General features: G+C 62.0%; 19 protein-coding genes. 15 read left to right on the plus strand and 4 right to left on the minus strand.

The window, feature by feature from the left end; genetic code table 11:
- Positions 1-105: 105 nt before the first annotated feature.
- The 8 genes from NKH59_RS18460 (at position 106) to NKH59_RS18495 (ending at position 8,180) form a co-directional block, all read left to right on the plus strand.
- Positions 106-420, plus strand: coding sequence for a helix-turn-helix domain-containing protein (locus tag NKH59_RS18460; RefSeq protein WP_023675522.1), 315 nt, complete (start codon positions 106-108; stop codon positions 418-420).
- On the plus strand, positions 417-2,438 hold the full coding sequence (hyfB, locus tag NKH59_RS18465) for a hydrogenase 4 subunit B (protein ID WP_502904263.1): 2,022 nt from the start codon (positions 417-419) through the stop codon (positions 2,436-2,438). Before NKH59_RS18460 ends, hyfB begins: the two co-directional genes overlap by 4 nt.
- A complete protein-coding gene (locus NKH59_RS18470) occupies positions 2,429-3,385 on the plus strand; it encodes a respiratory chain complex I subunit 1 family protein (RefSeq protein WP_023675520.1) in 957 nt (318 codons plus the stop codon). Before hyfB ends, NKH59_RS18470 begins: the two co-directional genes overlap by 10 nt.
- Positions 3,385-4,047: a hydrogenase-4 component E gene (locus tag NKH59_RS18475; RefSeq protein WP_023675519.1), complete on the plus strand. Its 663-nt coding sequence runs from the start codon at positions 3,385-3,387 to the stop codon at positions 4,045-4,047. The genes NKH59_RS18470 and NKH59_RS18475 overlap by 1 nt, the downstream gene beginning before the upstream one ends.
- On the plus strand, positions 4,044-5,495 hold the full coding sequence (locus NKH59_RS18480) for a hydrogenase 4 subunit F (protein ID WP_023675518.1): 1,452 nt from the start codon (positions 4,044-4,046) through the stop codon (positions 5,493-5,495). The genes NKH59_RS18475 and NKH59_RS18480 overlap by 4 nt, the downstream gene beginning before the upstream one ends.
- An 18-nt stretch (positions 5,496-5,513) precedes the next feature.
- Positions 5,514-7,031 carry a hydrogenase large subunit gene (locus tag NKH59_RS18485; protein ID WP_352539284.1) on the plus strand — a complete coding sequence of 506 codons (1,518 nt, stop codon included), beginning with the start codon at positions 5,514-5,516 and terminating at the stop codon, positions 7,029-7,031.
- 12 nt (positions 7,032-7,043) lie between these two features.
- Entirely contained in the window at positions 7,044-7,583 is a 540-nt protein-coding gene (locus tag NKH59_RS18490) for an NADH-quinone oxidoreductase subunit B family protein (protein ID WP_352452927.1), read from the plus strand.
- A 339-nt stretch (positions 7,584-7,922) separates the two neighbouring features.
- Positions 7,923-8,180, plus strand: a complete 258-nt coding sequence (locus NKH59_RS18495; RefSeq protein ID WP_352539285.1) for a hypothetical protein — start codon at positions 7,923-7,925, stop codon at positions 8,178-8,180.
- Positions 8,181-8,354: 174 nt separating this feature from the next.
- Here NKH59_RS18495 and NKH59_RS18500 read toward each other — a convergent pair whose 3' ends face one another.
- The 4 genes from NKH59_RS18500 to NKH59_RS18515 are packed head-to-tail and all read right to left on the minus strand — an operon-like array spanning position 8,355 to position 13,276.
- A complete protein-coding gene (locus NKH59_RS18500) occupies positions 8,355-9,659 on the minus strand; it encodes an NAD(P)/FAD-dependent oxidoreductase (RefSeq protein WP_352539286.1) in 1,305 nt (434 codons plus the stop codon).
- Positions 9,659-11,044 carry a glutamine synthetase family protein gene (locus NKH59_RS18505; protein WP_352539287.1) on the minus strand — a complete coding sequence of 462 codons (1,386 nt, stop codon included), beginning with the start codon at positions 11,042-11,044 and terminating at the stop codon, positions 9,659-9,661. The genes NKH59_RS18500 and NKH59_RS18505 overlap by 1 nt, the downstream gene beginning before the upstream one ends.
- Positions 11,037-12,332, minus strand: coding sequence for a nucleotide disphospho-sugar-binding domain-containing protein (locus tag NKH59_RS18510; protein ID WP_352539481.1), 1,296 nt, complete (start codon positions 12,330-12,332; stop codon positions 11,037-11,039). The genes NKH59_RS18505 and NKH59_RS18510 overlap by 8 nt, the downstream gene beginning before the upstream one ends.
- Before the next feature lie 5 nt (positions 12,333-12,337).
- Positions 12,338-13,276, minus strand: coding sequence for a GntR family transcriptional regulator (locus NKH59_RS18515; protein WP_352539288.1), 939 nt, complete (start codon positions 13,274-13,276; stop codon positions 12,338-12,340).
- A gap of 231 nt (positions 13,277-13,507) precedes the next feature.
- Between NKH59_RS18515 and NKH59_RS18520 the strand changes: the two genes are divergently transcribed.
- From NKH59_RS18520 to NKH59_RS18550, 7 genes are all read left to right on the plus strand, one after another.
- Complete coding sequence (locus tag NKH59_RS18520) at positions 13,508-14,572, plus strand: polyamine ABC transporter substrate-binding protein (RefSeq protein ID WP_352539289.1); 1,065 nt, start codon at positions 13,508-13,510, stop codon at positions 14,570-14,572.
- A 105-nt stretch (positions 14,573-14,677) separates the two neighbouring features.
- The gene (locus NKH59_RS18525) at positions 14,678-15,520 is read left to right on the plus strand and encodes an ABC transporter permease (protein WP_352539482.1); all 843 of its coding nucleotides are present in this window, start codon (positions 14,678-14,680) and stop codon (positions 15,518-15,520) included.
- Positions 15,513-16,307 carry an ABC transporter permease gene (locus NKH59_RS18530; protein ID WP_352539290.1) on the plus strand — a complete coding sequence of 265 codons (795 nt, stop codon included), beginning with the start codon at positions 15,513-15,515 and terminating at the stop codon, positions 16,305-16,307. The genes NKH59_RS18525 and NKH59_RS18530 overlap by 8 nt, the downstream gene beginning before the upstream one ends.
- A complete protein-coding gene (locus tag NKH59_RS18535; RefSeq protein WP_352539291.1) occupies positions 16,304-17,377 on the plus strand; it encodes an ABC transporter ATP-binding protein in 1,074 nt (357 codons plus the stop codon). The genes NKH59_RS18530 and NKH59_RS18535 overlap by 4 nt, the downstream gene beginning before the upstream one ends.
- A 17-nt stretch (positions 17,378-17,394) precedes the next feature.
- Positions 17,395-18,669: a glycosyltransferase gene (locus NKH59_RS18540; RefSeq protein ID WP_352539292.1), complete on the plus strand. Its 1,275-nt coding sequence runs from the start codon at positions 17,395-17,397 to the stop codon at positions 18,667-18,669.
- Positions 18,666-19,013: a cupin domain-containing protein gene (locus tag NKH59_RS18545; protein ID WP_352539293.1), complete on the plus strand. Its 348-nt coding sequence runs from the start codon at positions 18,666-18,668 to the stop codon at positions 19,011-19,013. Before NKH59_RS18540 ends, NKH59_RS18545 begins: the two co-directional genes overlap by 4 nt.
- A gap of 23 nt (positions 19,014-19,036) precedes the next feature.
- The gene (locus NKH59_RS18550) at positions 19,037-19,381 is read left to right on the plus strand and encodes a cupin domain-containing protein (RefSeq protein WP_352452935.1); all 345 of its coding nucleotides are present in this window, start codon (positions 19,037-19,039) and stop codon (positions 19,379-19,381) included.
- Positions 19,382-19,437 lie beyond the last annotated feature (56 nt).

Raw genomic sequence — 19,437 nt, forward strand, 5'->3', positions numbered from 1 at the left:
CAAGACAGATGCGTCACGCATCACTAATTGAATGCGCCGCATTTTAATATATGCTGCAAGACGTAGAGATAATATCTCAAAGCTGATCAAAAGGGGGACGCGACCGTGATAACTGCTCCACAGTTGCGTGCCGCGAGGGCGCTCCTTGGCATCGACCAGCGCAGGCTTGCCGAATTGTCCGGTCTTTCCGTGCCGACAATTCAACGCATGGAAGCCAGCGAGTCGATTATTCGGGGTAACGTCGATTCTCTCATGAAGCTGATCGGGGCACTTGACCTCGCCGGTGTGGAATTGATCGCTGAAGGCGCCTCCAGCCAAATCGGTGGGCGCGGCGTGCGACTGAAAGCGGATTTTGACCCCGCCAAAATCCTTGGCGGAGTCGATACGGATGCCAAACTCCCCGTGAGGAGCGTGGCGTGATTTCGGGGGCCGCGGTCCTCCTGTGGGGCGTCGCTGCGCTCCTGGGGACTGCGGTGCTTGCGATTGCGGAAAGCCGCAGATCCGACTCGGGAACACGCCTGATCTACGGCTTGACGCTAGGTATATCGGCGGCCGTGCTCATGGTTCTCGCGAGCCGCATCGCCGACAATCCCGTCACCCCGTCGACTGTGGTGTTGCCTCTTGGATTGCCATGGATTGGCGCTCATTTCCGTTTGGATGCGCTGTCGACTTTCTTCCTCATCGTCGTCAACTTCGGCGGCTCCATGGCCAGTCTTTATGGCCTCGGCTACGGCAGGCATGAGTCTGCGCCGCATCGGGTGCTGCCGTTCTTCCCGGCTTTCCTAGCCGGAATGAACCTTGTCGTGGTGGCCGACGACGCCTTCACTTTCCTGCTTTCCTGGGAATTCATGTCGCTCGCCTCCTGGGCGCTCGTCATGGCGCACCATCGCAAGCAGGACAATGCGCGGGCGGGCTACATCTATCTCGTGATGGCGAGCTTCGGCACACTCGCGCTGCTGCTTGCGTTCGGCCTGCTCGCCGGATCCGATGGAACCTACACATTCGACGCGATGCGAGCCGCCGATCCCACCCCGTTCGCCGCTGCTTTCGTCCTGGTTCTCATGCTGCTGGGCGCCGGCTCCAAGGCCGGACTCGTCCCGCTGCACGTCTGGCTGCCACTCGCCCATCCGGCCGCGCCAAGCCACGTCTCGGCTCTGATGAGCGGCGTGATGACCAAGGTCGCAGTCTATGGCTTCATACGCGTTATTTTCGATCTGCTCGGTGAGCCGGCATGGTGGTCGGGCGTTGCCGTGCTTTTCCTTGGCGGGCTGACGGCGGTTCTCGGCATCCTCTACGCGCTGATGGAAAAGGACCTGAAGCGACTGCTTGCCTATAGCACCATTGAAAACATCGGCGTCATCTTCGTAAGCCTTGGTCTCGCGCTCGCTTTCAAGGCGAACGCCATGCCATCGGCTGCAGCGCTGGCGCTCACCGCCGCGCTGTTCCACGTCCTCAACCATTCCTTTTTCAAGAGCCTGCTGTTTTTCGGCGCGGGCGCCGTGCTGACGGCAACCGGAGAGCGGGATATGGAGAAGCTGGGCGGTCTCATCCACCGCATGCCCTTTACAAGTTTTGCCTTTCTCGTCGGTTGCGTCGCGATCTCGGCACTTCCACCCTTCAACGGCTTCGTCTCCGAATGGCTGGCCTTTCAGGCCATATTGCAGAGCCCCGATCTGCCACAATGGGGACTGAAGGTCATGGTGCCCGCCGTTGGCGGTCTGCTGGCGCTGTCAGCGGCACTGGCCGCGGCCTGCTTTGTAAAGGCGTTCGGGATTGCATTCCTCGGCCGGCCACGCTCGGCCGCGGTGGAACTGGCGCATGAGGTCGACCGCTACTCGCTGGCGGCAATGTTCATTCTCGCTGCCCTTTGTCTCCTGGCCGGCATTCTGCCCGGTCTTGTGATAGACGGCCTCTCATCGGTGACACTGCCACTGATCGGCAGTCGGATGCCTGTGCAGGTGGCCCAGCCCTGGCTGTCTATCGTGCCGATTGCAGCGAGCCGCAGTTCCTACAACGGCCTGTTGGTGTTCCTGTTCATCGCCTTTTCCGCATCCGCTGCGGCATATGTGATCCATCGCTTTGCATCACATGCACTCCGTCGGGGTCCCGCCTGGGGTTGTGGCTTCCCGGATGTGGTCCCGAGCTCGCAGTACACGGCCGTCAGCTTCGCGCAGCCTATCCGCCGCGTCTTCGGCACGTTCGTATTCCGTGCAAGGGAAACCGTCGAAATGCCGGCACCTGGCGAGACCGGTCCGGCTCGTCTGAATGTCGAAATGCATGATGTGATCTGGGAGACGCTGTACCTGCCTATCGGCCGGGCCCTCGACTTTGCGACCGACCACCTCAACCATCTGCAGTTCCTGACGATCAGGCGCTACCTGACCCTCGTCTTTCTCTTTCTCATTGTCCTGCTCCTGGTGCTCGCACTATGGCCGTGATTCTCGAGTTGGCCGTTCAAGGCGCGCAGATGGCGCTGGTGCTTTTGCTGGCGCCGCTCCTGACCGGATTCGTGCGCAAGGTGAAGGCACGGCTCTTGCGCCGCCAGGGTCCTTCCCTGATCCAACCTTACCGCGATCTCTTGCGGCTGATGCGCAAGGAAGTCGTTCTGGCGGACAACGCATCCTGGCTGTTTCGCGTGACGCCCTATCTGATCTTTGCCACCACCTGGGTCGGCGCGGCGCTCATCCCGACATTCGCCGCCGGCCTCACATTCAGTTGGACCGCCGATCTCATAGCCATTGTCGCACTGCTGGGAAGCGCCCGGTTCTTCCTGGCGCTGGCAGGCATGGACGTCGGCACGAGCTTCGGCGGCATCGGCTCGAGCCGCGAGGTGATGATCGCTTCGCTGGCCGAACCCGCCATGCTGCTCATCGTGTTCAGCCTGGCGCTCGTCGCGGGTGCTACGCAACTCTCAACGGTCGCCGCCTTCATGGGGTCACCGGAGGTTGGCTTGCGGGTGTCGCTCGGGATGTCGCTCATCGCCCTCGTGATGGTGGCGATCGCCGAAAACGCCCGCATACCCGTGGACAACCCATCGACCCATCTGGAACTCACCATGGTTCATGAGGCGATGGTGCTGGAATATTCCGGTCGCCATCTGGCGATGATCGAGTTTGCCGCCTTCCTCAAGCTTCTGCTCTATGTGTCGCTGATTTCCTGCGTCTTCCTACCTTGGGGACTGGCGAGCGCCGGTGCAGGACTGGAATCCCTTGCTCCGGGTGTCGTCGCCTATGTCGGCAAGCTTGCCGTCTGTGGCGTTCTCCTCGCCGTGTTTGAGACTGCCATCGCCAAGATGCGCGTCTTCCGCGTCCCGGATTTCCTCGGGGCAGCGCTGATGCTGGCCCTGCTCGGCACGCTCCTGCTGTTCGTCTCGCGGAGCCTCTGATGAACGGCCTCACCTTCGACATCGCTCACCTGCTCGCCGGCGGCCTGGTGCTGGTCAGTTTCATGATGCTGTATCAGGATCGCCTCTTTGCTCTGATCAACGTTTTTGCGCTTCATGCAATCGTGCTGGCCCTGTCCGTAGCTTGGCAGGCATACATTCAGGACGCGCATCATCTCTACGTCACGGCGGCAATCGCCCTCGTCTTCAAGGCGATCGTCATTCCTGTCGGGCTTCATCGCATCATTCAGCGGCTCGGCATCCATCGTGACGTCGAGACCGCCGTCGGCATCGGTACGACGATGCTTGCGGGGATAGGCCTGGTGACCTTGTCCATGGTCCTGATGCTGCGCGTCACTCCCGAGGCTGATCCCCTCGCCCGCGAGGACCTGGCTTTCGCGCTGTCCATCATTTTGCTGGGGCTGCTGGTGATGGTCACCCGCCGCAACGCCGTCAGCCAAGTTGTCGGATTCATGTCGCTCGAGAACGGTCTGGTCCTCGCCGCCACGGGGGCCAAGGGCATGCCTCTGGTCGTCGAGATCAGTGTCGCCTTCTCGATCCTTATCGCCTTCATCGTCATCGGAGTCTTCCTGTTCCGCATCCGCGAGAGGTTCGACTCGGTGGATGTCGGCGCGCTCGACGACTACAGGGGAGAACACCGTTGACCGCGTTTTCCCTCGATGCGGTGGCCGCCATTTTGCTGATACCGGTCTTCGCGGCCGCACTTCTGGCGGCGCTGCCGAAATACCGGATATCGGCGGGCGTCAATGTCGCGGCGAGCTTGCTGACCTTGCTCGCCGCACTGTCGCTTCTTGTCACCGACCGCCCGCAGCCTGGGCAGTATCTGCTCGTCGACGATCTCAATATCGTCTTCATCGTGCTCAACACATTCGTCGGCTTCACCACCAGCGTCTTCAGCGCTTCCTACATTGCCCACGAACTGGAGAGCGGGCGGCTGACAGTCCCGAACTTGCGGTTTTATCACGCAATGTACCAGGTCATGATGTTCGGCATGAACCTGGCGTTCGTGTCGAACAATATTGGCTTGATGTGGGTGGCGGTGGAGCTTGCCACGCTGACCACCGTGCTCATGGTCGGCATCTACCGCACGCACGAAGCGCTGGAGGCAGCCTGGAAATATTTCATTCTGGGCAGCGTCGGCATCGCGCTCGCACTGTTCGGTACCATCCTCGTCTACATGGCTGCACAGCCGGTTGTTGGCGAGGGGACGAATGCGATGGTCTGGACGGTGCTCATCGCTCACGCCGCGCGCTTCGATCCGGCTCTGCTCAATGTCGCCTTCATCTTTCTGCTGCTCGGCTACGGGACGAAGGTCGGCCTTGCGCCCTTACATGCCTGGCTGCCAGACGCGCATGCTGAGGGTCCAACGCCGATTTCCGCAGTGCTGTCGGGCTTGCTGTTAAACGTCGCACTCTATGCCGTGCTGCGCTTCAAGCTATTGCTCGCGGCAAGCCCGGAAGCGATCGCTCCTGGGCCATTGATGATCACGATGGGACTGACGTCGCTTGTCTTCGCGGCCTTCATGCTCTACCGCCGCCGCGACATCAAACGCCTGTTCGCGTACTCCTCGATCGAGCACATGGGCATCATCGTGTTCGCCTTCGGCATAGGAGGCCCGCTCGCCAATTTTGCCGGGCTGCTGCACATGGTCATGCACAGCCTGACCAAGTCGGCGATCTTTTTCACGGTCGGCCACATTGCCCAGGTCAAGGGGACACAGAACATCGCCGAAATCCGGGGACTGACGGAAACACATCCTGCCCTTGGCTGGGCGCTCGTCATCGGCGTCGTTGCCATTGCCGGCCTCCCTCCGCTCGGTATCTTCATGAGCGAATTCCTGGTCGTGAGTTCGACATTTGCAAGACACCCTCTTTTGGCGATGCCCTTGGTTTTCGGGATTCTGCTCGCTTTCGGCGCCCTGCTGCTTCGACTGACCGGCGTCGCTTTCGGCGAACCGCGCGGCAGCACTGCACCCGCCGAGGCGTCCTACATTCCAATGTATTCCCACTTGGCGTTGGTGTTTGCCGCCGGCATCTATCTGCCGCCACCGCTGGTCACATGGTTCCAGCACGTCGCAAGTATCCTGGGGTGAGCAGAGGAGAGAAAGAGCATGCCCGCGCTGATCGACCTCATCCTTGCTGGCCAACGTGTCGAAAATCATTTCCCGTGGTCACGCGCCGTGGTGACTCCGAAAAAATGGGGCTTTGCCGTCGAGCAACTGGCCGAGGGCCACTGGAGCTTGCTCGGCCTATGGGGTGAGCCAGGCGCCGTCCACATGGCACTTCTCGATGAAAGCGCCGGGGACATCGGCGTCGTCAGCCTGGAATGCCCCAGTGGCCGCTACCCATCGGTCGGCCGGCTGCATCCGCCCGCATTGCGGCTCGAACGTGCGGCTGCTGACCTGTTCGGGCTCCTGCCACAAGGCGCGCCTGATACGAGACGGTGGCTTGATCATGGCCATTGGGGTGTCAGCTATCCGTTGAGTACCCGCGTCCGGACGTCTGCCGCGACAGCCTTCCCGTACAGTTTCCTGCCTGCCGAGGGGGAGAGCCTGCATCAGATCCCGGTCGGGCCCGTGCATGCCGGCATCATCGAGCCGGGCCATTTCCGGTTCACGGCGAGCGGTGAAACGGTCGTCCGGCTGGAGCAGCGCCTCGGATACGCGCACAAGGGTATAGAAGGCCTGATGGCGGGGTCCGACATCGACCGTGCAGCCAAATTGGCGGGCAGAACCTCTGGCGACAGTACCGTGGCATACTCCCTCGCTTTTGCCCGCGCGGTCGAGGCGGCGCTGGGTGTCCAGGTTCCCCCACGCGCGGTCTGGCTGCGAGCGCTCATGGCCGAGTTGGAGCGCCTGGCCAATCATCTGGGCGACATCGGCGCTATCTGCAATGATGCCGCCTTCGCGCTCATGCATGCCCACTGTGGGGTGCTGCGTGAGCGCGTATTGCGGGCAAGCGATGCTGCCTTCGGTCATCGTTTGATGCGCGACTGCATCGTGCCCGGAGGCGTGGCAAGCTTCCTGAGCGATGAGGGCACGACAGCGCTCAGGTCCCTGATCGCAGAGATCAGGCAGCGGTTTCCCGCGCTGGTCGAGCTCTACGACAACACGGCGTCGCTGCAGGATCGGACTGTCGCAACTGGCCGGCTGAAGGTGGAACTCGCTCGTCAATATCGCGCCGGAGGCTACGTTGGCCGGGCCTCCGGTCGGGACTTCGATGCCCGACGCAATCTCGCTTATCCACCCTATGGCGAACTCGCCTTCGATGTACCTCTCCTCCAGGAAGGCGATGTGAACGCCCGTGTATGGATTCGTATCCACGAGGTCGAACAGAGCCTGTCCCTGATCGAACAAGTCCTGCGACAACTGCCAGAGGGGCCGATCCGCGTCGATTTCGCGCAGACAAACCGATCGCATGAAGGCATGGCGCTCGTCGAAGGTTTCCGCGGCGACATTCTGGCCTGGCTGCGCATTGGCAAGGGCGGCTTGGTCGAGCGCTGTCACCTCCGTGATCCGTCATGGTTTCAATGGCCGCTCCTTGAAGCGGCGATCGAAGGAAACATCGTTGCCGACTTTCCGCTGTGCAACAAATCGTTCAACTGCTCTTATTCGGGCCATGATCTCTGAAGGCACGCTGTCATGCGCAAGCTTCTTTTTGAAAGCCTGATACGCCCCCCTCTCACCGAGCGTCCGCCGTTGGCAAGCAGCACGGCAGTCGACGAACTCGCACGCGCGCTCGATGGGGCTGCTCACAAACGATTGGGGCGAAGCCTGTCGATCCGGGCGGTCGATGCCGGTTCCTGCAACGGCTGCGAACTTGAGATGCACGCGCTGAACAACGCCTTCTATGACATCGAGCGTTTTGGGATCCGGTTCGTCGCATCACCGCGCCATGCCGATGTACTGCTCGTCACCGGGCCGGTCACAAAAAACATGCGCGAGGCATTGAAGCGGACCTACGACGCAACACCCAACCCAAAATGGGTGGTCGCACTGGGAGATTGCGCAGGCAATGGCGGCTGTTTCGCCGGCAGCTATGCGGTGGTGCGCGGAGTGTCCGAGGCCTTGCCTGTCGATCTGCACATTCCAGGTTGTCCGCCGCCGCCAATCGAAATTCTGAAAGGCCTGCTCGCCTTGCTTGAGGGCGTGAATTCCAAGACTGGTGCTGCCCGAAGGTGACTATGTAGAGGCTTTGCCAAGGTTGGCCTTGTCGCTGCATAGATCCAACCAATGCGTAGCCGTGAGTTTAAGGGCATCAGCCAACCTCTGTCCCAAAATTGGAAGGCGCTCGGCGGCGAGAACGGCTAGTCTAAAACGCCTGCTTTTTCGCCGGCAGCCCAGCGCTTTCGATCGAAGGGGAACCCGTTCCCTAGTCCGAAATGGTTACTTGCGCTGCAGCTAATGTAGTTACAATCTTGTGCAGTCGGAAGCTGCATGGGCCGGCCAGGCGCGAATACCGCCTTCGCCGGCGTCTTAAGGCAGTCGACCACATTTTTGCGGTGCTCTAAGGGGGAAACAATGAGATTGACGATTGTTTGCGCGGCAATTGTGATTGCCGTATCCACCGCCGCCGTTGCGCACGAGAAAAAGAGAGTGGTCAGTACAGAAGTAACGTCGGCCGGCGCCGACCTGTCGGGCAGCACGATCAAGAAAAACAGGGAAACAAAATTGGATTGCAGTTCAACCGGAACTGTCTCCAGCGCGATTTCGAAAGACAAATCGGAGCCGCGCCTGGGCTATGAAACAGTTAATCCTGCAATCATATCGATCTATTAGCTGAGGAAATAGCAGGCAGGTCTATCGGCGCTCAGGCTTCGGGAGCAGGGCACGAACCGACTCGCGACCATTGCCTGCGGACCATATTCAAGCATCGATCAAGTCGGACGCCGCCGCGAAATCAGCCGTTAATCGCTTGGTGGCGGCGCTCGGCCTCATTGCGCATGCCTGCGCTCAATGTTTGATGCGGTCACGCATTGCGTACCAAAGCATGCCGAGCACATAGAGCGGGCCGCGCAGCGCCGTACCGCCGGGGAACGGCAGCGGGCTTAGGGTCGAAAACAGATCGAGCCGCGAAGCATCCGCGGTGATCGCCTCAGCGAGCAGCTTGCCCGACAACGTCGACAGGATCACCCCCTTGCCCGAATAGCCATGCGCAAAATAGACGTCGCCATAGCGACCGACATGCGGCAGGCGCGATGTCGTCACCGAGACCAGCCCGCCCCAGGCGTGATCGATGCGGCGGCCGCGCAATTGCGGAAAGGTCTCTTCCATGTGCGGCCGCACGAAGCCGGCAATGTCGGCGGGCGGCGACGGCGTATAGCGCTCGCCGCCGCCGAACAGCAGGCGTCCATCCGCCGACAGCCGGTAGTAATTGACGACGAAGCGCGTGTCGGAGACGGCCACATTGCTTGGGACGACGTCGGTCGTGTCGCCCAGCGGCTCGGTGGCGATGATGTAGTTGCCGACCGGCATGATGCGGCTGTTGACGCGCGGCTCAAGCCCGTGGAGCAGCGCATCGCCGGCCAGTACGACATGCCTGGCCCGGACCGAGCCTTTGGCCGTCGAAACCCGGGGGGAAGGTTCCCGCTCCAGCCGCAGCGCCACCGAATTCTCGTGGATGGTGACGCCCGCCGCAGCCGCGGCGCGAGCAAGACCGAGCGTGTAGTTCAGCGGATGCATATGGCCACCGAGCTTCTCGTACATCGCGCCGTGATAAGGTGTGTTCACCATTCCGCGCGCCTGCGCTGCCGACAGCATCTCGACATCATGAAAGTTCATCACCGTAGAAAGGCACTCGGCCTCTTCTTCGAGGTCGCGCAGGTCGGAACCGTTGACCGCACCGGCCAGATGGCCGGTGAGCCTGAGGTCGCAATCGATGGCATGGCGCTCGATCAGACCGAGCACGAGGGCCCGCGCCTCGAAGGCGAGATCGAACAGCGCCCTCCCCCGTTCCGGCCCATATAGGTTGACCAGCCCCTTGGCGCCCTTGCGCAGGCCGGGGATCATCTGGCCGCCATTGCGCCCCGACGCCCCCCAGCCGATCTTGCCGCCTTCGAGCAGCACCACCTTCAGGCCGCGTTCGGCTGCATGAAAGGCTGCGGAGAGGCCGGTACAACCGCCGCCGACCACCACCAGATCGGCGTCGACGTCGCCCTGCAGCGCCGGATGGTCCGGAGCCGGATTGGCCGTCGCGACATAGTAGGATTTGCCGATATCCAGGCCGGAGTTGAAGCCCCCAGAATTGAAGCCCATCATCACACCTTGAGCAGCAGATGGTCGCGTTCCCAAGAGGTGACGACGCTCTGGAACAGGTCGAGCTCAACGCTCTTGACGCGCAAATAGGTCTGGAAGAAATCCTCGCCGAGCACCGCCCGAACCGGATCGCACGCAGCGAAGCGGTCGAGCGCCTCTTCCATGGTTTTGGGCAGCGTGCTCCTGCTGCGATAGGCATTGCCCGGCGCTTCCGTCGAACGAGCGATCTTCTCCTCGACGCCGAGATAACCGCAAAGCAGCGAGCCGGCTATCGCCAGATAGGGGTTGGCATCGGCGCCGGGCAGCCGATTTTCCACGCGCCGCGCGGTGCGCCCGCCGGCCGGCACACGCAGACCGCAGGAGCGGTTGTCGTGCGACCACTCGATGTTGGCGGGTGCACTGTGGTTCGGCCGGATGCGGCGGAACGAATTCACGTTCGGCGCAAACAGCGGCATCACCTCGGGAATGTATTTCTGCAGGCCGCCGATGAAATGCCCGAACATCTCGGTGTCGGCGCCGTCACGCCCGGCAAACAGCGTGTTGCCGGCCTCGTCGACGACAGACATATGGAGATGCATTGAGCTGCCGGCTTGTGCGGCTATCGGTTTGGCCATGAAGGTCGCCTGCATGCCACCTTCCTGCGCGGCCTGGCGCGTCATTCGCTTGAACAGCAACACCTTGTCTGCCAGCGGCAGCGCGTCGCCATGCAGGAAATTGATCTCCAGTTGGGCCGTGCCCGATTCATGGATGAGCGTGTCGAGCGGCAGTCCGGCTGCCGCAGCATAGCCATACAGGCGCCGGATCACCGGCTCGAATTGCTCCAGTGCCGCCATGTCATAGGGATGCTGCACGCTTTCGGAGCGGCCATTGCGCCCGACCGGCGCCATCACCGGCCTGTCGGGATCGGGATTGGGCGCGGTGAGATAAAATTCAAGCTCCGGCGCCACCACCGCCCGCCAGCCGCGCTGGCGATATAGATCGAGCACGGCCCGCAACACGTGCCGCGGCGAAGCCATCCACGGCCGGTCGTCCATGTGGAACGCATCGGCGAAGACATAGGCCTTGCCTGGCCCGCCACCGGGCGCCAGACAGAGTGTTGCGACATCCGGCACCATCCGCATGTCGGGGTCCTGGTAGGCGAACCCCTCGTCGACGGAACCGGAATAGCGGCCGTCGATGCTGACCAGGAACGCGCTGCTCGGCAGATAGAGTGCTCGGTCCTCGATCGCCTTGAGGAACTTGGCCGCTGGCAGGGCCTTGCCGCGCAGCACGCCGTTCATGTCGGGCACCAGGCACTCGACCTCGCTGACAGCGTGAGCGGCCAACCAGTCTTTCGGGTCGTTGGTGCCGTTCATGGTCGAGGCATCCGTTGTTGTGGTGTCAAGCATCAGGTCGGGTCCTTGCGAGAGCGAGAATGGCTTCGGCAGCCACGTCCGTTCCGGGTGTCAGCGCCATATGCACTGCATTCTCCCGGAGGCGTGCGCGCATTGCAGCATCGGCCATCAGGCCGAGAATGCTTCGCTCCAATTCGTCTTCCGTCCAGCCATCGCGGCTGATGTGGCGCCCGACGCCGGTTTCCTCGGCACGTTGCGCATTGTCATGCCCGTCCCAGCAATAGGGCATGACCAGCGACGGCACACCGAAACGCAGTGCTTCGCAAAAGCTGTTGTTGCCACCATGATGAATGAAGAGGTCGCATTTCGCCACGACCGAAGGCTGTGGAAACCAGGCATCGAGATAGACATTGTCCGGAACGGCGCGATAGCTGTCGCGCAGACCTCCGGCGTTGACAATGAAGCGGGCCGGCAGCCTGTCGAAAACGGCGAGCATCCGCTGGATCAGGCCGACATCCATGGCGCCAAGACTACCGAAACTGACATAAACCAGCGGTCCGCCATCGCGCGGAAAAACCGGCACGTCGAACGGCCCTTCCGAGCGAACGCAGCCTTCGAGATAGACGAAGCTGGCAGGGTCGAGCGGCTCGGCGCGCTGCCTTCGCACAATCGTTGGGGTCAGCAGCAGATTGAGGGCGGGCGAAGGTTCCAGAAAAAGACCCGTCGGCAAGGGCGCAAGACCGGCGTCGGTCCGAAGCCGATTGAAGCGGTCATGGGCTGGAGCGACCGCTGCCAGGTAGCGCGCCTCGAACGCCGCGCGGCTCGGGTCGTCGGCGGCGAGACCGGACAGATAGGGTGGCACATTGGCATCTGGAAGCTCAGTTTCGGCGCAGGAGACGACGCGCACCCACGGGCAGCCGGCGGTCGCCAATGCCGGGAACATGACGACGTTGTCGAGCACCACGGCGTCCGGCTTCAGCCGCGCCAGCAATTGGCGCAGTGGCGCCTCGGCGTTGACCGCAGTGTCTACAATTGCTTGCCAGGTCGGGGCAACGTAGGTTTCGAGCTGATCGATGGGGCTCAGCCTGAAATGCGGCAGATGACGGCGCACGAAGGCCTGCCAGTAGCTCTGGCGTTCGCGGTCGGTCAACGGGTCATCAGTCGGCAACTGGTATTCCTGAAACCCATAGTCGGCGAACACGCCAGAAAAGCCGGCATGGCAGATGAACACCGGGCGGGCGCCACGAGCGCGCAGGGCCTGCGCTATGCCAACGCAATTCAGCGCAGCGCCGAAGCTCGCTTCCGGAAACAGTGCGATGGTCGGGCTGCCTTTGCGCATGATCCACGTTATTCCGGCCGGCTGATCATGCCGAACAGCGCGGGCGCCCCGCGACTAGCCGCCTGCGGTCGCTGGCTGCGTGAAAGCCGCAGATGGACCCGAAGCAGATCGGCTGCAACCTCGTACTGCTGGCTCTCCAGATGGTCGAGTATGGTCAGATGCTCGCGCAATGATTGCTTCAGCCGGAAGACATTGACGCCGGCATACGTTCCCGGCAGCCGGCGCAGCCGGAGATGATCGGCCAACGCCTCGGCGACGAAGCGGTTGGCGGAGCCACCGGCGATCATCCCGTGAAAATCGATGTCCAGCCGTTGGAACTCTCTGGAATCGAATGCCGCGTCGGGAAGAGCCAGCAGCATTTCCATGCCCTGTCGCAAGGCTGCCGCGCGCGTCCCATCCAGTCGGAACCCAGGCTCCAGAAGGGCGGCGGGTTCCAGCAACAGCCGGAATTCATAGCTCTCCCCTTGTGCGCCAAGATCGTCCGGCGCTCTCCTGAAAAGCCAGGACTGCCCCGGCGCGCGGTCCAGAAGATTTTCCTCGGCCAGTTTCTTCAGCGATTTTAGTACCGTCCTGCGCTCGGCATTATACCGTCGCATCAGCGCTCCGACGGTGACCGTCTGGTCCAGCCGGCGCGCCGAGCGGTCTCGCAGGATCATGTCGGCAAGTTCATCCTCCTCGGCGCTCGGCAGGTCGGCGGCGACGGTCGCCTGGCTCGTGAGGTCTACCGCCAAGCGATAGCCGGACTCAGCCTCCCATCGAACCACGCCTTTTTCAGTGAGCAGACGCAGCGCGGCCCGCACCGGAGTTCGGGATACGTTGCAGAGCGAAGCGATCTGCTGCTCCGGGAGATGAGCGCCGGGTTCAAAGCCGCGTTTCCGGGCCACATCGAGAATGCGCTGTGCAAGGTCGAGATGGTTGGTGCGGGGACGTCGAGCTGCAACTTGCATGGCAATTCTCGTGAAGGATTTGGCGGCTGAGGTTTGGCCGATTGCCCTTGCGGATGCGATCGGCCGGGATTCACCGTAGTTTGACAAATTATGGATTGACGTACTTTTTTCTGCAATAGTACTGTGAGATCAATCGGCAATAAAAAGACCGGGGAACAGGATCAAAGCGGCTACGGCTGCAGGCGCTGGTCCGACGACTAGTTCGATGATCAACCAGAATGGGAGTCTGTCATGACCACCACCCACCTGCGGCACCGTCCGTTAAGGAAGTCCTTGATCGCACTTGGCCTTGGCCTGGCGCTGTCAGCGCCGGCGGCTGCCTCCGACCTCGTTATCTCCAACTGGGACGGCTACATGGCGCCGGATGCCATGAAAGCTTTCAAGGCGGCGACCGGTGTCTCCGGTGAAGTCGTGGTTCACGCCACTAACGAGGAGATCATGGGCAAGCTCGTCGCGTCCGGCGGCAAGGGCTATGACGTGGTCTTCGTCTCCTCGCCCTTCGCCGAAGTGTTGAACAAGCTCGGCCTGATCGAGGCGATCGACCATGCCAAGATCCCTAACCTCGCTAATCTCTATCCCGAGGCGGCGAAGCTGCCGCACGACGCCGGCAACAATTTTTCCGTGCCCTACACTTGGGGCACCACCGGCCTTTGCTACCGTTCGGATCTGGTGAAGGCGGAGCCGGTCAGCTGGAACGACCTTCTCGCCCCGTCCGATGCGCTCAAGGGCAAGACGACGATGCTGGCGACCGACCGCTGGCTGCTTGCCGCCGGCCAACTCGCCAAGGGCTATTCGGTGAACGAGACCGATCCGGCAAAGCTCGGCGAAGTCAAGGACCTGCTGATCTCGGCCAAGAAGACCTTGCTGGCCTATGACGACACGACCTTTTATTCAAAGCTGGTCTCGGGCGAGGCGCTGATGGTTCAGGCCTGGGATGGCTGGTGCAATTACGGGATCGCCGAGAATCCACAAATTAAATACACCATACCGAAAGAAGGCTCGGATCTCTGGGTCGATACGATGGTCGTGATGAAGGCATCGGCCAACAAGGACGCCGCCTTCCAGTTCATCAACTTCATGCTGGACGCCAAGAACCACGCCTGGGCGGCCCAGAACATCGACTACAAGGTACCGAACAAGCCGGCTATGGAAAGCCTGCCGGCGGATTTTCTCGCCAAATTTCCCAATATGAGCATGCCGGTGGCAGAGTTGGTCAAGTTCGAGCAGTTGCGCGATGTCGGCGATGCCCAACGCGACTACTCGAAGATCGTCAGCGAAATCAAGGCCGCGCAATAACCGACATCAAAATCAGAGATCCCGGTCGACGGCGGGGTTTCGCCGCCGACCGTTGAATGCGGTACCGCAATCTTGTCCCAAACAAGACTTCGCTCATTCTTGCTGATGACGCCGGCGCTGGCCTGGCTCACCGCCTTGATGGTCGTGCCATGCGCGCTGGTGCTGGCGCTCGCCTTCTTCCGGCGCGGCATCTATGGCGGCATCGATTACACTTTCACGCTGGAGAATTTCGGGCTGGTGTTCGACCCGCTCTATGCCGGCATCTTCCTCAATTCGGCGCGCATTGCCGGCACGGCAACCCTGGTCGCGGTGGTGATCGGCTATGCCGCCGCCTATGCGATCGCGGCAGCACCCCGGCAACTGCAGCCGGTGTTTCTGTTCTTTGCCGTCTTGCCCTTCTGGTCCAACTACCTGATCCGTACCTATGCCTGGATCGTGCTGCTCAACCGCGAAGGGCTGATCACACAACTGCTGCGCTGGTTCGGCTACACCGGCGAGCCGCCGTCGATGCTTTATACCGAAGGCGCCGTCATCGCCGGTCTGGTCTACAACTATCTGCCCTTCGTCATCCTGGCCTGCTACGCGCCGCTGTCGCGGCTCAATCCGGAGCTCGCAGAGGCCTCGCGCGATCTCGGCGCGTCGGCCGTGACCACATTTCGCCGGGTCATCCTGCCACTGACCGTGCCGGGTATCGCCGCCGGCGCTGTTTTCGTCTTCGTGCTGTCGATCGGCAATTTCGTGACCCCTGCTCTGCTCGGCGGTGGGCGCTTCCAGATGATCGGCAATGTCGTCTACGAGCAGTTCCTGACCGCCAATGACTGGCCCTTCGGTGCGGCACTGGCAATGGTGCTGATCGCCATCATGCTGCTGGTGCTGACGGCGCAGGCCCTGGCTGCTGATCGCGCCTCGGGCCGTGCCGCCGAAGCGAGAGGAGGCGCCGATGGGTGAGCGCTCCCTCGCCACGAGGCGCGCGCTCTGGCTCGTGCTTTCACTGGTCCTGGCCTTCCTCTACATCCCGATCGCCGTGCTGGTGGCGCTGTCGTTCAACCAAGGCGGGCTGCCGACCGTCTGGTCGGGCTTTTCGCTGAAATGGTATGTCTCGCTAATCGGAAACGCCGCAATCCTTTCTGCCGCGCTCAACACATTGATCGTGGCGCTTGTCTCGACCGCCATCGCCACGCTGCTCGGCACGCTGCTGGCGATCGGCGTCGAAATACGCCGGCAATACGGCAAAGGTCTCGAGGCGCTGATCTTTGCGCCGATGATCATTCCCGACATCGTGCTGGCGATCGCGCTGCTCAGCTTCTTCTCGATGCTTGATCTCACCTTGGGCCTGCACACCATCATCCTCGCCCATGTCGTCTTCAATCTCGCCTTCGTCTGCTCCGTGGTGCGCGCGCGGCTGAAAAGCTTCGACTGGTCGATCGTCGAGGCCTCTGCCGATCTCGGTGCTTCCGCGCTCACCACATTTCGGCGGGTGATGTTGCCGGTGATCCTGCCTGCCGTCGTCGCCGGCGCGCTGCTCGCCTTCACCCTTTCGGTCGACGAATTCATCATCGCCTTCTTCACCGCCGGCGCCGGCCGCGCCTCGACCACGCTGCCGATGCAGATCTATTCGATGATTCGCTTCGGCATCACGCCGGAGATCAATGCCTTGGCGACTATCGTCATGGCGGTCTCAATCACCGCGCTGACCCTGTCGCAGCGGCTCAACCGTGGGGTGATCGGCCAATGAACGAGCCCCGCACGCTGCTGGCGATCGACAACGTGTCGAAGAAGTTCGGCCGGGTGACGGCGGTCGACGGCGTTTCGCTGGATATCCGCGAGAACGAGTTCTTCGCCTTGCTTGGACCTTCGGGCTGCGGCAAGACAACGCTGCTGCGCATGTTGGCCGGCTTTGAGACGCCCAATGACGGGCGCATCCTGCTCGACGGCCGTGACATCGCCAGGACCCCGCCCAATAAGCGGCCGGTCAATCTGATGTTCCAGTCCTATGCGCTGTTTCCGCATATGAGCGTCAGGGCGAATGTTTCCTACGGCCTCGAAATGGAACGCTTGCCTGCAAAGGAAATCCGCTCCCGTGTCGACGCCATTTTGGCGACGACCGAACTCGTTGCCTTCGCCGACCGCAAGCCGGAGCAATTGTCTGGCGGGCAGAAGCAGCGCGTCGCGCTTGCCCGAGCGCTGGTCAAGCGACCACGGCTGCTTCTGCTCGACGAACCGCTTGGTGCACTCGACAAGAAATTGCGCGGGGCCATGCAACTGGAGCTGAAGCGGCTGCAGCACGAGGTCGGCATCACCTTCGTCATCGTCACCCATGATCAGGAGGAATCGCTCGTCATGGCCGACCGTATGGCAGTGCTCAGGGACGGCAAGCTGCTGCAATGCGATACACCCCATGCGGTCTACGAGCACCCGGGGGACCGTTTCGTCGCCGACTTCATCGGCGTCATGAATTTCGTACCGGGCAAAGCCGCCGGCGACGGCGTGCTGGCAAGCAACGGCGTGCGGATCGCCGGCGATGTTCCCGCAACAATTTCGCCCGGCGCTGCGGCGCTAGCTTCAGTGCGGCCCGAACGCATCCGGCTGTTCCCATCGGCAGAAACGGCCAACCGTATCTTCGGCGCGGTCGAGGCGCTGGCCTATCAGGGACTCGATCTGCAGCTGCACGTCCGCACCGCCCTGTCGCCAAAGCCGTTCCTGGTGCGCGTCACCGCCGACGCCGCCGACCGCCGCCCGGTCTCGTCGGGCGATACAGTCGAGCTCGGCTGGGATGCGGCTGACGTCAGAATTTTCGCGGATTGATCGAAGGAGAACCTCTCATGACGCAGAAGACGATCGCGTTCTTTCCGGAGGCCGCCTATGGCCCCGCGCTCAATTCCGTCGGCATAGCCCAGGCGATCGAGGCGCGCGGCCACAGAGCGGTGTTCCTGTCGGACCCCGGTTTCGTCGACGTCTACAAGGGCTACGGCTTCGAGGCTCATCCGGTGAACCTGTCCGAGCCGATGCCGCCGGAACAGATGGCCAAGTTCTGGGAAGACTTCATCAACGGCCACATCCCGAACTTCCGCAAATCGCCCTACGACCAGGTCGACAATTACGTGAAGGATTGCTGGACGGCGATCGTCGACAGCGCCAAATGGGCTGAGAAGGATCTGCCTGGCGTGCTTGCGACGATCAAGCCTGATGTCATCTGCGTCGACAACGTCATCCTGTTCCCGGCAATCAAGCAGTATGGCAAGCCCTGGGTGCGCGTCATCTCCTGCTCGGAAAACGAGATCGAGGACGAGGACATCCCGCCACATCTGTCCGGCTGCGGCGAGAACGACCACGCCTGCCATCGGCGTTACCGCGACCATTTCAACGCCGTCATCAAGCCGATCCATGACAACTTCAATGCGTTTTTGAAAGCGAACAACGAAGCGCCGTATCCGATCGGCCAGTTTTTCGAGGCCTCGCCGTACCTCAATCTGCTGCTTTATCCCGAGGCGGCGAAGTTCATGCGCCGCTATCCGCTCGACCCGGCAAAATTCCAATATCTGGAAGGCTGCGTGCGGCAGGAGAAGCCCTACACCGTGCCGGTTTTTGCGAAGAATAATGACGGGCCGCTGCTCTATGTTTCCTTCGGCAGCCTTGGCGCCGGCGATGTCGATCTGCTGAAGCGCATCGTCGCAACGTTGGGCAAGACGCGCTACCGGGCGCTGGTCAATGTCGGCGGCTACAAGGAGCAGTACGCGCAAGTGCCCGAAAACGTCATCGTCGAGAGCTGGTTCCCGCAGCCCTCGGTCATCCCGCAGGTCGATGCGGTGATCCATCATGGCGGCAACAACTCGTTCACCGAGTGCCTGTATTTCGGCAAGCCGGCGATCATCATGCCCTACGTCTGGGACGGCCACGACAATGCGACGCGGGTCGAGGAGACCGGCCACGGCTTCGGCATGCCGCGCTACGACTGGAGCGACGCCGAGCTCATCGCCAGGATCGAAACCTGCCTGACCGACCCGGCAATCAAGGCCAAGCTGGCCAAGACGTCGGCCCAGATGCAGTCGCAGAACGGCCCGGAGAAAGCGGCTGCTTTGCTGGAGAAATTACTGTGATCTCAGCCCCACACCTCCAGCAAGCCTCGACCCGCACCGACCTCGTCGACTGGGGCACCCAGCCCGACGCGCTGGAAGGCGCTTCGCACTCCACCGGCAGGCTGGTGCACAAGGGGCCGAACAACCAGCCGGAATCCGGCATCTGGGTCTGCACACCCGGTCGCTGGCGGCTGGCGATTCCGCGCGACGAATTGTGCCATTTCGTTGCCGGCCGCGCGACCTACAGATCGGACGACGGCGAGGTGATCGAGGTATCCGCCGCCACGGTTGTCATGTTCCCGGCCGGTTGGACCGGCGAATGCACCGTCCACGAGACCATCCGCAACGTTTACATGCTGGCCTAAAGCCGGCCACTGGAGCTCCCGACATGCCGACACCGATCATGAAATCGCCGCTCGCCCTCACCGACCTGGTCGACTGGGGCGTCATCCCCACCCTGATCGAGGGCGAATCCCGCACTTCCGGCAAGCTGCTGCACAAGGGGCCGGAGGGCCGCTCCGAATGCGGACTGTGGGTCTGCACGCCGGGCAAATGGCGCTGCCACGTCACCCGCGACGAGTTCTGCCATTTCCTCGAGGGACGCTGCACCTATGTCCACGAATCCGGCGAGGTGATCGAGATCGAACCGGACACCGCAGCGTTCTTTCCGCAGGACTGGAAGGGCGTCTGCACCGTCCACGAGACCATCAAGAAAGTTTACATGATCCGCTGAACCTTCTCGATAATTCTACCCTACCGGACACCTGACGCCGTTTTCTCCGCTTCCGA

The sequence above is a fragment of the Mesorhizobium sp. M0998 genome (assembly GCF_040318885.1).
Taxonomy (GTDB): Bacteria; Pseudomonadota; Alphaproteobacteria; order Rhizobiales; family Rhizobiaceae; genus Mesorhizobium.

Excerpts from the sequence above, each read along its gene's own strand:
- NKH59_RS18470 (WP_023675520.1), top strand. The coding sequence starts at position 2,429 with ATGGCCGTGATTCTCGAGTTGGCCGTTCAAGGCGCGCAGATGGCGCTG.
- NKH59_RS18475 (WP_023675519.1), top strand. The coding sequence starts at position 3,385 with ATGAACGGCCTCACCTTCGACATCGCTCACCTGCTCGCCGGCGGCCTG.
- NKH59_RS18485 (WP_352539284.1), top strand. The coding sequence starts at position 5,514 with ATGCCCGCGCTGATCGACCTCATCCTTGCTGGCCAACGTGTCGAAAAT.
- NKH59_RS18490 (WP_352452927.1), top strand. The coding sequence starts at position 7,044 with ATGCGCAAGCTTCTTTTTGAAAGCCTGATACGCCCCCCTCTCACCGAG.
- NKH59_RS18495 (WP_352539285.1), top strand. The coding sequence starts at position 7,923 with ATGAGATTGACGATTGTTTGCGCGGCAATTGTGATTGCCGTATCCACC.
- NKH59_RS18500 (WP_352539286.1), bottom strand. The coding sequence starts at position 9,659 with ATGATGGGCTTCAATTCTGGGGGCTTCAACTCCGGCCTGGATATCGGC.
- NKH59_RS18505 (WP_352539287.1), bottom strand. The coding sequence starts at position 11,044 with ATGCTTGACACCACAACAACGGATGCCTCGACCATGAACGGCACCAAC.
- NKH59_RS18515 (WP_352539288.1), bottom strand. The coding sequence starts at position 13,276 with ATGCAAGTTGCAGCTCGACGTCCCCGCACCAACCATCTCGACCTTGCA.
- NKH59_RS18520 (WP_352539289.1), top strand. The coding sequence starts at position 13,508 with ATGACCACCACCCACCTGCGGCACCGTCCGTTAAGGAAGTCCTTGATC.
- NKH59_RS18525 (WP_352539482.1), top strand. The coding sequence starts at position 14,678 with ATGACGCCGGCGCTGGCCTGGCTCACCGCCTTGATGGTCGTGCCATGC.
- NKH59_RS18530 (WP_352539290.1), top strand. The coding sequence starts at position 15,513 with ATGGGTGAGCGCTCCCTCGCCACGAGGCGCGCGCTCTGGCTCGTGCTT.
- NKH59_RS18535 (WP_352539291.1), top strand. The coding sequence starts at position 16,304 with ATGAACGAGCCCCGCACGCTGCTGGCGATCGACAACGTGTCGAAGAAG.
- NKH59_RS18540 (WP_352539292.1), top strand. The coding sequence starts at position 17,395 with ATGACGCAGAAGACGATCGCGTTCTTTCCGGAGGCCGCCTATGGCCCC.
- NKH59_RS18550 (WP_352452935.1), top strand. The coding sequence starts at position 19,037 with ATGCCGACACCGATCATGAAATCGCCGCTCGCCCTCACCGACCTGGTC.